General features: G+C 65.4%; 15 protein-coding genes. 13 read left to right on the top strand and 2 right to left on the bottom strand.

The genetic code is table 11. From position 1 onward, the window contains the following. The first annotated feature begins 3 nt into the window (after positions 1-3). The 9 genes from IEW22_RS03360 (at position 4) to IEW22_RS03400 (ending at position 6,772) form a co-directional block, all read left to right on the top strand. The gene (locus IEW22_RS03360) at positions 4-330 is read left to right on the top strand and encodes a hypothetical protein (protein ID WP_188585171.1); all 327 of its coding nucleotides are present in this window, start codon (positions 4-6) and stop codon (positions 328-330) included. After that, complete coding sequence (locus tag IEW22_RS03365) at positions 330-1,925, top strand: WXG100-like domain-containing protein (protein WP_188585172.1); 1,596 nt, start codon at positions 330-332, stop codon at positions 1,923-1,925. The genes IEW22_RS03360 and IEW22_RS03365 overlap by 1 nt, the downstream gene beginning before the upstream one ends. A gap of 120 nt (positions 1,926-2,045) precedes the next feature. Beyond that, entirely contained in the window at positions 2,046-2,363 is a 318-nt protein-coding gene (locus IEW22_RS03370) for a type VII secretion target (protein ID WP_188585173.1), read from the top strand. Beyond that, a complete protein-coding gene (locus tag IEW22_RS03375) occupies positions 2,360-3,676 on the top strand; it encodes a hypothetical protein (protein WP_188585174.1) in 1,317 nt (438 codons plus the stop codon). Before IEW22_RS03370 ends, IEW22_RS03375 begins: the two co-directional genes overlap by 4 nt. A 124-nt stretch (positions 3,677-3,800) precedes the next feature. Continuing rightward, positions 3,801-4,106, top strand: coding sequence for a PE domain-containing protein (locus tag IEW22_RS03380; protein ID WP_188585175.1), 306 nt, complete (start codon positions 3,801-3,803; stop codon positions 4,104-4,106). Between the two features lie 80 nt (positions 4,107-4,186). After that, entirely contained in the window at positions 4,187-5,212 is a 1,026-nt protein-coding gene (locus IEW22_RS03385) for a PPE domain-containing protein (protein WP_188585176.1), read from the top strand. After that, a complete protein-coding gene (locus IEW22_RS03390; protein ID WP_188585177.1) occupies positions 5,209-6,006 on the top strand; it encodes an ESX secretion-associated protein EspG in 798 nt (265 codons plus the stop codon). The genes IEW22_RS03385 and IEW22_RS03390 overlap by 4 nt, the downstream gene beginning before the upstream one ends. A gap of 90 nt (positions 6,007-6,096) precedes the next feature. Continuing rightward, a complete protein-coding gene (locus tag IEW22_RS03395) occupies positions 6,097-6,408 on the top strand; it encodes a WXG100 family type VII secretion target (RefSeq protein ID WP_188585178.1) in 312 nt (103 codons plus the stop codon). Positions 6,409-6,478: 70 nt separating this feature from the next. Beyond that, positions 6,479-6,772, top strand: coding sequence for a WXG100 family type VII secretion target (locus IEW22_RS03400; RefSeq protein WP_188585179.1), 294 nt, complete (start codon positions 6,479-6,481; stop codon positions 6,770-6,772). A gap of 376 nt (positions 6,773-7,148) precedes the next feature. Here the strand turns inward: IEW22_RS03400 and IEW22_RS03405 are convergent, their stop codons facing one another. Together IEW22_RS03405 and IEW22_RS03410 are read right to left on the bottom strand one after the other, a co-directional pair. Continuing rightward, positions 7,149-7,595, bottom strand: a complete 447-nt coding sequence (locus tag IEW22_RS03405; RefSeq protein ID WP_229742132.1) for a nucleoside deaminase — start codon at positions 7,593-7,595, stop codon at positions 7,149-7,151. Next, positions 7,592-9,019: a purine-cytosine permease family protein gene (locus tag IEW22_RS03410; protein ID WP_229742133.1), complete on the bottom strand. Its 1,428-nt coding sequence runs from the start codon at positions 9,017-9,019 to the stop codon at positions 7,592-7,594. Before IEW22_RS03410 ends, IEW22_RS03405 begins: the two co-directional genes overlap by 4 nt. Before the next feature lie 258 nt (positions 9,020-9,277). On the opposite strand from IEW22_RS03410, the gene IEW22_RS03415 reads away from it, so the two are divergent. The 4 genes from IEW22_RS03415 (at position 9,278) to IEW22_RS03430 (ending at position 12,777) form a co-directional block, all read left to right on the top strand. Continuing rightward, complete coding sequence (locus IEW22_RS03415) at positions 9,278-10,021, top strand: phosphoglyceromutase (RefSeq protein ID WP_188585181.1); 744 nt, start codon at positions 9,278-9,280, stop codon at positions 10,019-10,021. Positions 10,022-10,104: 83 nt separating this feature from the next. After that, positions 10,105-10,395, top strand: coding sequence for a GNAT family N-acetyltransferase (locus IEW22_RS03420; RefSeq protein WP_373284124.1), 291 nt, complete (start codon positions 10,105-10,107; stop codon positions 10,393-10,395). Positions 10,396-10,726: 331 nt separating this feature from the next. Next, the gene (locus IEW22_RS03425; protein WP_188585260.1) at positions 10,727-12,091 is read left to right on the top strand and encodes a sensor histidine kinase; all 1,365 of its coding nucleotides are present in this window, start codon (positions 10,727-10,729) and stop codon (positions 12,089-12,091) included. Continuing rightward, positions 12,088-12,777, top strand: coding sequence for a response regulator transcription factor (locus IEW22_RS03430; RefSeq protein WP_188585183.1), 690 nt, complete (start codon positions 12,088-12,090; stop codon positions 12,775-12,777). Before IEW22_RS03425 ends, IEW22_RS03430 begins: the two co-directional genes overlap by 4 nt. Positions 12,778-12,796 lie beyond the last annotated feature (19 nt).

The following is a 12,796-nucleotide window of genomic DNA, read 5'->3' on the forward strand; positions in this document are numbered from 1 at the left end:
GATATGGGTTCCGGTGAATTCTTCGCTGATCTCGAGGGGCTGGCCGCGTCGGCGCGAGCATTCAGCAACACCCACGACAGACTCCAGACGCTGCTCGGCAAGATCTCCTCGGAGATCGACAGCAAGGGAACAGAAGTGTGGGGCGACGACGAGCCCGGCGGCACCTTCGGATACGGCTACACCGAGGCGCACGACAACGGTCGCGCCAACATCGAACACGCCTCGCAGGCGCTCGGCGCCGCTGCCGACGGCGTGCGACGCACTGAGGAGTTCCTGTTCGAACAGGAGACGGCCAATGCGGCGGGCGTGACTCAGGCCGGGCTGCACTGATGGGCGGCGCACCGCTGCCCGCTCCGTTGGAATGGGTCGCCGAGATGCTCGGTGTCGACGAGTGGCCTCAGGCCGACGAGGGTGCCCTCTCGCAGATGGGTGACTCCTACCGCGAATGCGCCGACGAACTGCGCTCGATCTCCGGGGAGGTCCAGCAGGGGTCGGATGCGCTCGGCGAGGTCATCCGCGGTGACGTGCACGACCAGATGGCCCGGTACTTCACCGACCTCGCCACCGGCCCGTCGGGGCTGGAGAAGGTGGCCGGCGACTTCGACAAGTGCGGTCTCATGTGCACCGAGACCTCCATCCAGACGGTCATCGCCAAGGGCGCCTACGCCGTCTCGCTGGGCGAGCTCGCCATCGTCTTGGTCCAGGCCGCCGCCACGGCGATCGAGACCTTCGGCGCGTCGGCACTGGAGGCCGGTGCGGCGATGGCCGCAACGCGGATCTCCCTGCGCATGATCATCAAGGAACTGGTCGGCGAGATCGAGTCGGCGGTCACCAAGAACGCGGTACAGGCACTGGTCCGCAAGGCTGCCGTCGAGATCGCCGAGGAGGCGGCCAAGGGGGCTCTCAAGGGCGGTGCCGAGGAGATCGGCAAAGAGACCATCGAGAACATGTTCGGATTCCGCAAGGGATATGACGTCGGTGAGATCGGCAAGGCGGCCGTCGACGGCGGTATCGAAGGCGCCGCCGACGGTGCCGGCGAGACCGCCTCGTCCAGCGTGGAGTCGACACTCGAACACGGTGTGCGCGAAGGTTCCGAAAAGGTGGAGAAAGGTATCGAGGCGACGGCCGACCTGGTCGGCGAGGGTGTCTCGAGTGCCACCGAGAAGGGTATCGACGCGGCGAAGGACGCAGCGACCTCCGTGGCCGGTGCGCCAGGGGTCTCCGACATGGCTGGCGGTGTGGTGACTGCCGTCACCGGCGATCCCGTCGGAGGTGCGCAGAAGATCGTCGGCGGCGAGATGAAGGCCGCCGGCAGCGTCGCAGGCAAGGTGGCCGATGGCCTCGACAAGGTCGGCGACCTGCTCACCGGTCACCATGACGAGGTGAGCGGTCACGCCGCATCGGCCCCGAGTTTGTCGGATTCGACCTATTCGGGTCACGGCAGCAGTGAATACGGCAGCGGTCAATACGGCGGCGGCAACGACGGTGGCAGTGCATACGAGTCGGGCGGTTACGTGAGCGGTGGCGGCGGATCGTGGAGCTCTGCGACGGTTGCTCCGGTAGCCCCGCCGGTAACCCCGCCCACGGTGATGCCTCCGGCCGGAACACCACCGCCGGTGACCCCGCCGACGGTCACCCCGTCACCGTCGTCGACCCCGGTCGCCACATCGGGGGTTGCGGCGGCGAGCAGCAGCGGGTCGAGCACGGTCACACCTCGATCCGACGACGTCCCGCTGTCGGCGGCGTCGATCTCCGCATCGCTCGACACCGCACTGATGGCGGACGACGGGGGTACCGACGGCAACGGGATCCTGTCGAGCGATTCCATCTCCTCGATACTCGACACCGCGATTGCCGATGACCACTCCGGCGGCGCGTACGCCGCAGGACCGCTCAATCTGGACACATCACCAACGCGACCGTAACGAATTATGAAACATCACAAATGTGGTGAACTTTGCTAAAGGTGCAATGGAGCACCACGCCGATATCCGATAAGGTCACACCGTCGCGAGGGGTGTGCGACCGAGAACAGGGGGAACACAATGGGTGATTTTCATGCCGATCCTGATGCCATCCGGGCCTACGGGGCCACATCTGCGGCAATCGGCGATGCCGTCACCGCCGCCGGCAGCATGGATCTCGCTGCCAACATGGCTGTGATGGTCCCGCTCTTCGGCTTGATCGGCCAGGACTTCCTGGCCTCGTTCGGTCTCGCGCAGTTCGCCAACGTCACATCGCTGGCACAGCTCGCTGCAGTGCACCAGGGCTCGGCGATCAGCGCCGCGATGAGTGCCGCCCAGTACGAGGGAACCGACCACAGCACCTCCGGTGCGCTGAACAAAGCGGTTACGGGGCTGTGACCGACGGGACCGGCACCGCATCCGGCCCCACCGTCCAGGATCTGTTGGACCACAGTCCGATTGCGCCGCTGCTGAATATGCCGGTGCCCGATGTGCTCGCCCACCTCGGTTTGCCCCCGTTGCCGCAGATGCCCTCGCTGCCGCCGTTGCCGCACATGCCCCCGTTGCCGCAGATCGATCTGACGGCGCTGATCAAGCCGCTCACCGATCTGCTCGCGGGGTTCGGCAGCGGCAGCATGGCAGACGCGCCGTTCGATCCCACCCAATTGTTCGACGGGATCTTCCAGACACTCCAGTCGATGATGAGCCTGGGTACGCAGGCAATCTCGGCGCTCGAGCCGTTCTGGAGCGGCCCGGCTTTCGGCAACACCATGGCCAAGGGGTTGGAGGCGCATCAGAACGGTGGGCAGACCGGCGGCCAGAGCGCCGACATCTCGGTGCAGGTGCAGGCGGCGATGGCCGTGGTCGCCAAGGGTGTTGCGCTGCTCGAGGGTGTCATCGGCAAGTTCCTCTCCATTGCGGGAGCGATCCTGCCGATGATCGTGACGCCGCCCGGACAGTTCGCCATGATGACTCTCGCGACGGACAGCATCGCCGAGGGCACCGCCGTCGTCGCAGCAACACGCGCAGAGCTGGCGGTGCACACCGGATCGATGATGGCCACCGCAGAGCCGGTCCTCGTGACCGCGGTGCCGCAGCTGGCCGGTGAGATTCCCGGGATGGCCTCGACGGTGGTGCAGACCGCGTCTGCTCCGATCGAATCGTTCATCAGCAACGTGCATTCCGGTGGCGGCATCAGTCGGGCGGGAATCGATGCCACCGGAGACTTCCACGGACTCGACCACTTCGGTGGTGGGGCGGGCTCAGAACTCTCGGAGGCTCAGGCTCTCGAAGCCGCCGGCGGTGCCGACGGATTCGGTGGTGGCGAGTTCGGTGCGTTGGGTGCCGCAATGACCGGGGCTGGAGGACTACTCGGCACCGGCGGTACTTCTGCCGCTTCCGCCAGCACTCCGCTCACTCCGAGGGCAACACCGGATTCGTTGTCGCCCAACAGCTCTCGTGCCGCCGCTGCGCGGATGGCCGCTGCCGAGGAAGAGCAGATGATGCGTCGGCCGGTAGCCTCGCCCGGCGGCGTCATGCCCGGAGGTGCGGGTCTCGCGGCGGCCGCAAACGCGAACAACGATTCGGAGTCGCGCAACCACCTCGCCACCGCGCGCAATGCATCCGAGATCGTCGGCGACCTGCCCAATGCCAGTCCGACCGTTCTCGGCGCCGCCGAGACCGAAGCGGCAGCCCCCGGAGATCGAGGGTGACCCGTTCGGAGATGGCCGCGACAAGTCGTGATGATCCGTTCGTGCCACCGCGGTTCAGAGGTTCTCACGTTCAGAAATACTCAAGGGAATTTGTTTTTCGTGATTCAAAGGGAGTCGACACATCATGAGTAACTCACTGTCGGTGGATGCACAGCGCACCGCTGACTCGGCGGCGCATCTCGACGACATCGCGGGCAAGCTCGAGCAGGCCGTCGCGGCCAATCGCGACGCCCTCACGGTTCCGGCGGCAGGCAGCGACGAGGTGTCGGTGGCTGCTGCCAAGACCTTCAACGAGGTCGCGGACAGCTTCGAGGATCAGGTGCTCAAGGGTGTGGCTGCGATCCGCGACGTCGCCGATGTGATCCGCACTCAGACGCATGCGATCGTCGGGCGTGACGACCAGGTGGCGGCGGAGATCGCCGGAAGCTGATCTGTTCCTGTTGTTCATGTCCCGCGATCTCGCGGGATTCACTGCGACGAATGAGTCGTCGCACCACTGTCTCGTGAAGGATGAGTGAGGGAAGGGCCATGCAAGGCTTCACCGGAATCGTGTGGGAGGCACGCGAACCCGAACGACTCGCGCGCGACCTGCACCACGGTCCGGGTCCCAAGCCACTCTTCGAGGCCGGTATGTCGTGGGCGCAGATCGCCGGCGTGCTCACCGATCTGCACCACGAACTGGCCGTCGTGATCCGCAACCTCTCCGACAGTTGGCGGGGTAAGGGTGACAACGAGATGATCGGTGCGCTGACCAAGGTGTCGTCGTGGTTGACCGAGACCGCGGACATGGCCAAGGACAACGCGGTCGCCGCCGAGCGCCAAGCCGTCGCCAACGCCGTCGCGCGCACTGCGATGCCCGATCCGGCGGAGATCACGGCGTTGAACAAGCTGGAGGAGTCTCTGCACCACCTGGCCTTCCCCGCCGGGTCCGCGTTGGCCGGGGGGATGGCCAAGGTCGAGTCCTCGATGCGGCAGACCACGGCACAGGCGGCCCGTGTGATGGAGTCCTACGAGACCGCGACGACCCCCGTGTCGCATCCGTGGGAGCCGGTGTCGGCGCCGGAGAAGCTCGTCCACAGCCACATCGCCAGGCAGGAGAAGGCCAAGACCGACCGGGCGGCGTTGCCTGGCGAGCAGGCAGCGGCGGATGTGCCCGGGACGCAGGCGCTGATGGCTGGACTCGCCGCGATGATGGCCAGTCCGATGGGCATGGTGGAGGAGCGTGTGCTCACCGCCCGCCAGTCGACCCTTCGTCTGCAGACCGCGGCAACCGGTGTCAGTCAGCCGGCTGCGGTGGCAGAGGTCGACGAGGTCGTCCAGACCACCCAGGCCGTTCCACTGGTCCCGCCCGCACCTGTCGCCAGCGTGTCCAACCAGGCACACAGCGTCGCCTCGGATCTGCATCTCGCCACGCGCGCCGAGACCACCCAGGTCGTCTCCGATGGCGAAAGCCGTGTCGCTCCGGCGGTTCTCGGCGCTCCCGACAAGACGACAGCCGCGCCGCCATCCCGTGACCCGGCGGAGGGTGGGCGATGATGCGGCTCCTCGGCGATCCACGGACATTCGACGTCGACAATGACGAGTTGATCGCGCTGTGTGCGGCGATGGATGTGCAGACCATGCCTGATGTGATCGCCATGACCGAACGGCACGACACCGTCGCCGAGCGCGATCAGGCGCTTGCCGCAGCGCGTCGGCGGCTCGTCGAGCGTGACTACATCGCCGACGACGGTGAGATCGACGCAGATCTCGTGCAGATGCTGCGCGTGCTCGGATCTCCCGATTGGACAGCGGAATGTCGGCGCGTCGACGCCTACCAGACCTTACGTGTGTGCCTGGCCGGTGACGGTGCGCGCCGCGTACGCGTGAGTCGGCTCGGTGACCAGATCTCGATCGACGCCTCCGACAGTGACGACGACGCGGCACTGTTCGTGTCGGTGTTCGGCGCGCTGATCGGTGAGACCGACGGTGCAGACGTCGCCGAGATGCGTTTTCCCACCGACGACATGGAGGCCGCGCTGCGCGGCTGCGAGACCGACATCGAGTACGCCGAGGCGCTGTTCGGGCTCGGCGTGGGGGAGATGGCGGCCCGTCGGATGGGTTCGGCGCTCACCTCGTGTTGCGGGCAGACCGAAATTGTCATGCGTCTGAATTATTTGTCCCGCGACGCTGTGGTGACTGTGCTCGACACGTCCTATGGTCGAATCGTCGCTGAGACAAACAGATCGGTGGAGGACTGGTGGACGTCGATTGCTCCCGGACCGGGGTATCGAGTGACCGCGGCACTTCGCCGACTGGCAGAGAATCTTCCCGACGGCGCGCTGTTGTGACAGTGCACGGGGGACGTGGTGTCGTCGCAATCGCAGACACCTACACGAAGGCGTTCGACTGCGGATGCCTGACGACGAAAGGAAGCCACTGTGGCAACGCAGCTTGATATTCAGGGGATGCATGCGGCCATCAACAAGGCCAAGGATGCACACAGCCAGATGGGCGCACTGCTTGGTCGGGTGAACAGCACCGTCCAGGAGTCCTCGGGTGTCTGGAAGGGTTCGGCCCAGGCGGCATTCATGCAGGTCGGCGCCGAGTACCACGAGGCGGCGAACAAGATGCAGACGTCGATGCAGCAGATGATCGACATGCTCAACGACAACATGAACAAGTACGCCTCGCAGGAAGAGCAGGCTGCTTCGTCGCTGAAGTCGGCCGGCGGCGGCCTCAACCTCGGCTGATCGCCCGCGCTCACGCGTCACGTATTCACCTACACCCCAACGACTTTCGAACACCTTTTAAGGAGCCACCATGAGCGACCAGTTGCGTTATGACTACGCCGGCATCGACAGCCTCCTGCAGCAGGCACACTCCGAGCAGAGCCAGCTCGTGCAGCTCAACGAGGAGATGAACTCGATCCGCAACCAGTGCGCCAGCCTCTGGGAGGACCCGCAGTCGGCCGACGCCTTCCAGCAGGTCTACCAGAACTGGATCTCGAGCTCGAATGATGTTCAGCAGGTCCTGCAGTCGATCATCTCGGCTGCCCAGGCAGGCAACCAGGACATGAGCGCCACCAACTCCTCGATCGCCTCCGGCTGGGGCTGATCGTTACCGCGTCTCACGTACAGCTAGTCGACATCGGCGGACACCTCATCAGGAGGTGTCCGCCGATTGTGTTGTCTACGGGGGATGTGTGGCCTGTTGATGTGTGGCCTGTTACCGACGGCTCGTCGGTCGGTGGTCGCTCGTGAACTGGTTGCGCCGTCGTGAACTGGTAGCGCCGTCCAGAACTGGTTGCGCCGTCGTGAACTGGTAGCGCCGTCCAGAACTGGTTGCGCGTGGACGTACGCGACCAGTTTTTGTGTACGCGACCTTTGCAATGGTCGCGTTTGTGGGAAGTGGTCGCGCGAGCACCGACGCAACCAGTTCACACGCACACAGCACCCGCGCGACCAGCCCCGCCCGCACATCACCACTCGACCTACTCGCCGATGTCCTCGTTCCAGATGTCGGGGTGGTCGGTGATGAAGGTGCTCATCAGGTCGATGCAGCGCGGGTCGTCGAGGATGGTCACCGACACGCCGTTCTCGGCGAGCCACTCGTGACCACCGGAGAACGACTGCGCCTCACCGATGATCACGGCTCCGATGTTGAACTGGCGGATGAGACCGCTGCAATACCAGCACGGCGACAAGGTGGTCACCATGATCGTGTCGCGGTAGGTGCGTTGTCTGCCGGCGTTGCGGAACGCATCTGTCTCGCCGTGCGACGACGGGTCGTCGTCCTGTACCCGTCGGTTGTGGCCCCGCCCCAGAAGTGTCCCGTCGGTGCGGAACAGTGCTGCGCCGATGGGGATCCCGCCCTCGGAGGCGCCCAGGCGCGCCTCCTCGACCGCCGCGTCGAGCATGGCCTGCGCGCTGAGCGTCATCGTGTGCTCACTTCCTCCTCGGCGACCTGTGCTGTGGTCGCGGCGTTCTTGTCGGTCGCCAGGAATCCGATCGCGTAGAGGATCGCGGCGATGCCGAAGCCGACGAAGAAGGTGATATCACCCACCGACGGTGCGTGCTTGGCGACGTAACCATGGAACTCGGTCTGGTTGGCGAACAACAGGATCGATCCCACCACCGCGATCGCGAACGAGATCAGCCCCCACCAGTTGGCATGCGATCGGTCGTAGAGCAGTGGTCTGACGTCGTGTCCCCGCCGCAGGAATTGATCGACGAAGACCACCCCGAGCCATGGCCCGATCCAGTAGGCGATGATCAGCAGGAAGTTCTCGTAGCTGCTCGCAGCATCCTTCAACGCCCACCACGCGACGAGGAACCCGATCACCCCGAACAGCACCGCCGATGCGGCCCGCTGGATGTGCATCTTGGTCTTGAATCCCACGGCCGAGAACGACATCGCCGCGGAGTAGACGTTCACCGCATTCGCCGACACCCCGCCGAGCACGATGGCGATCAGTACCAGATCGGCGAGCCAGGTGGAGAAGTGCGAGGTGAACTGATCGGTGGGACTTCCGTTGCCGCTGTAGGGAATCGTGGCCGATGCGGCGCCGACGATCATCAGCAGCGTGGTCGACCAGAACAGTCCGGCCCCCGCGTACACGCCGGCGACCCAGCCGCGCACCGACGTCGGCAGGTAGCGGCTGTAGTCGGTTGCGGTGGGATTCCAGCCGGCGGTGTAGCCGAACGCCGCGCCGATGGTGAGCAGGAATCCGGCCGACCCGCCGTGGTGGCTGGGACGGTAGGAGGGGTCGGTCTTGGTGAAGATCACGATCGCCGCGATCACGAAGATGATCGCGAGAATGGGGAAGGCGAACCGCTCGAATGCGTGGATCATGTTGTGGCCCAAGAATCCGAGAGCCAGCTCGGCGATGACGACGATGACCAGTGACGGTACCTTCGGCAGACCGGTCAGTGTGTTGAGTGCGAATGTCGCGCTCACCGAGTTCGTGGCGAACCAGCCCACGCCGCTCATCAACGACATCAGGGTCGCGGGCACCGCGTTGCCGAAGTAGCCGAACGACAACCTGCCCAGCACCATCTGCGGCACACCCATGGACGGTCCTCGGGCCGTGAGGAATCCGTGGGTGATGGAACCGAGGGCGTTGCCGATGATGATCGCGACGATCGCCTGCCAGAGGTTCAGTCCGAATGCGGCGACGCCGAGAAAACCGACGAAGATCGTCGCGAACTCCATATTCGGCGACGTCCATGTCCAGAACAGCGAGATCGGATGTCCGTGACGGGCTTCGGGAGGTATCCACTCGGCTCCGCCCGGCTCGATCGCGATCACCTTGGCGCCATAGTCGAGCGCCTCGGCGTTGTCTGTGGTCTCGGTGCCGGTCACATGTCCTCCACTGATGCATCGTTGTGCGGCTGCCGCCGGCAGTCGCACGAGCAGACTCGTTCGCGCGGTGGTCGCGGTAGCGAGCCGGGCGCACACCGACGCGGCTCGATGCGAACTGTGCACGGTGGCACGCCACCTTCGCAATTCGAAGGATGTGCGCACCTGCGCACCCCGATCGCGACGCGGTTCACCGACGTCGGTCCTGCGGTTGCACACAGCCGACTGCCGGTCACGGCCCAGGTGTGGAAAACTCGACGTATGAGCAACGGCACGCTGATCCTCATGCGCCACGGCGAAAGCGAGTGGAACGCCTCGAACCAGTTCACCGGCTGGGTCGACGTGGCACTCACCGACAAGGGTCGATCGGAGGCTGCGCATGCGGGCGACCTGCTCGTCGAGCATGACCTGCTTCCCGAACTGCTCTACACATCGCTGTTGCGCCGCGCGATCTCGACCGCGCAGATCGCGCTCGACAAGGCCGATCGTCACTGGATCCCGGTCACCCGCGACTGGCGTCTGAACGAACGCCACTACGGCGCGCTGCAGGGCCTCAACAAGGCCGACACGCTCGAGAAGTACGGCAAGGAGCAGTTCATGCTCTGGCGTCGGAGCTACGACACCCCGCCGCCGCCGATCGATCCGGAATCCGAGTACAGCCAGACCCACGATCCGCGGTACGCGAATCTGTCCGAGGTGCCGCTGACCGAATGCCTCAAGGATGTGGTCGCACGACTGATCCCGTACTTCACCGAGGTCATCGGCAACGACCTGCGTGCGGGCAAGACCGTGCTGATCGCCGCTCACGGCAACTCGCTGCGTGCGTTGGTGAAGTACCTCGACGGGATCTCCGACGAGGACATCGCCTCGTTGAACATCCCCACCGGCAACCCGCTGGTCTACAAGCTCGACAGCGATCTCAAGCCCACCGAGAAGGCCTACTACCTCGATCCCGAGGCCGCCGAGGCCGGAGCGGCCGCAGTCGCCGCGCAGGGACAGAAGTAGCCCGGCGTAATCGAATCGTCTCCTCCGACGGTCACCGGCCCGCGGTACCGTGGGTTATGGCGGCATCGCAGGAGAGCACGGATTTGGTCCAGGTCGTTCACTCGCCTCAGCAGGAACGCTATGAGGCGAAGGTCAACGGCGAATACGTCGGCTACCTCGACTACGTCGACGAGGGCGGCAGCGTGGTGATCACGCATACGGTCGTCGACCAGCAGTACGGCGGTCGCGGCTACGCGTCCAAGCTCGTCAGATACGTCCTCGATGACCTGCGTGGCAAGGACCGTACGGTGGTCCCGCTGTGCAGCTATGTGGCCGACTACATCGGCAAACATCCCGAATACTCCGACATGGTCGCCGCCCCGGGGGGTCGGTGACGCGACGGACATCGCCGCTCGGAGTGCGGCGGTGTCCCAAACTGAAGATCTGGTGAATTCGGACCCAACTGTGAGACGGCAACTTGTGACGACAGGCTTCGTGGCCGCATTCTGTCGAAGTGTTGTGTTCAAGCGGTCGTAAGGTGCTCGCGTGACCGCTGCTCTGATTGTTCTCGTCGTCGGGCTGGTCGCGCTCGTCGCAGGTCTGGCGACTCTGGGTTGTGCAGTGCTCGCGCGCAGGCGTGATGCGGGTGCCGTCGAACCAGCCGAGGTGGCCGACATCCATCCGTCGGTGCTGGTCGAGCCGGGTACCGAGACTGCCCGCGGCCGGATGAGCCGCGCCGCGCTCCTGGGTTTGATCGTCGGGGAGACCGAATCGGCCATCGTGGTCGTCGACCGCCACCGCGATGTGGTGCTCTACAACGAACAGGCCCACCATCTGGGGCTGGTGCGCGACCAGCTGATCGACGACAAGATCTGGCGCGCGGTGGAGCCGATGTTCGAGCGGCCGATCATGGCCTCGGAGCCGCCCACCACCGCCTACGGTGATCAGCGCGCGGGCATCCACACCGACCACGACCTCGACATGCTCGTCGATCACGACCTCGATGTGCGTTTCGAATTCCGCCCGCCCCACTACACCAGCGGTTTCGTGTCGACCGGCCGTGTCACCAGCCGTCCGGTGCTCGGCGTGCGGTGTCTGGCGCGACTGGTGTCGGCGGTGCCCGGCGACAATCCGGTCACCGAGCGCGGTTTCGCCGGCGGATCCTCCACGGATGGCCGGCGGGCCGATGCCGCGCGCACCGAACGCTATGCGGTCATCTATGGCACCGACGACTCGGAGAACCTACGTGTGGAGGCCACCCGACGTGATTTCGTCGCCAACGTCTCTCACGAACTCAAGACTCCGGTCGGCGCGATCGGCCTGCTCACCGAGGCGCTGTTGGAGTCCAACGACGACCCGGAAGCGGTCGATCACTTCGGACGACGTGTGATCGCGGAGTCGACGCGAATGGGCAACATGGTCAACGAGTTGATCTCGTTGTCGCGCCTGCAGGATTCCGAACCGCTCACCGACCTCGAGATCGTCGACGTCGACGCGCTGATCGCCGACGCGCTGTCGCACGCCCAGATCCCCGCCGAGGCGGCCAAGACGTATCTGTCGTCGGATGGACCCAGTGGGCTGAGGGTGCGTGGCGACCGCGGTCTGCTACTGACGGCCTTGGATAACCTCATCAACAACGCGATCGCCTACTCGCCGGCCAACAGCACGGTGTCGGTGAGCAGACGGCTGGTCACCGACGCCGACGGTCGCGAGATGGTGGCCATCGCGGTGACCGACCGCGGCATCGGGATCGCCCCGCGCGACCAGCAGCGGGTGTTCGAGCGCTTCTTCCGGGTCGACAAGGCGCGATCGCGGGCGACCGGCGGGACGGGCCTGGGGCTGGCCATCGTCAAACACGTCGCGGCCAACCACGACGGACACATCTCACTGTGGAGCAAACCCGGAACCGGGTCGACCTTCACCCTCAGCATCCCGCGAGTGGTGCCCGACGACGAGCTGCTCGCCTCGCCCAGCATCGAAGACCATTCGACCGACCGCTCTCAGCGCGGCGGTACCTCCCGTGTCGACAGGCACGGCCCGTCGACCCCCATCCGCCCGACTCCCACCCACCAGAAGGAACTGATCCGTTGACACATGTGCTGATCGTCGAAGACGAGGAATCGCTGGCCGACCCGCTGGCGTTTCTCCTGCGCAAAGAGGGCTTCGAGACCACGATCGTCGCCGACGGCTCCCGCGCACTCGGTGAGTTCGATCGCGTCTCGCCCGACATCGTGCTGCTGGATCTGATGCTGCCCGGCATGTCGGGCACCGAGGTGTGCAAGTCGTTGCGTACCCGCTCGTCGGTTCCGGTGATCATGGTGACCGCGCGTGATTCCGAGATCGACAAGGTCGTGGGCCTCGAACTCGGCGCCGACGACTACGTGACCAAGCCGTATTCGGCACGTGAGCTGATCGCGCGGATCCGGGCGGTGCTGCGCCGCGGCTCCGACGCGGGCGACGACGGGATCGTCGACGACGGCCTGCTCGAGGCCGGCCCGGTGTCGATGGATGTGGAACGCCACACCGTCGCCGCCAACGGCGTGCCGATCACGTTGCCGCTCAAGGAGTTCGACCTTCTCGAATACCTGCTGCGCAACTCCGGCCGGGTGCTGACCCGAGGGCAGTTGATCGATCGGGTGTGGGGTGCGGACTATGTGGGCGACACCAAGACACTCGATGTGCACGTCAAGCGGTTGCGCTCGAAGATCGAGGCCGATCCCGGCAACCCGAAACATCTGATCACCGTGCGCGGGCTGGGCTACAAGCTCGAGCCGTGAGCCGGGCAGTGCCAGCGCC

Origin of the sequence: Gordonia jinhuaensis (assembly GCF_014639795.1) — a bacterium.
Classification (GTDB): domain Bacteria; phylum Actinomycetota; class Actinomycetes; order Mycobacteriales; family Mycobacteriaceae; genus Gordonia_B; species Gordonia_B jinhuaensis.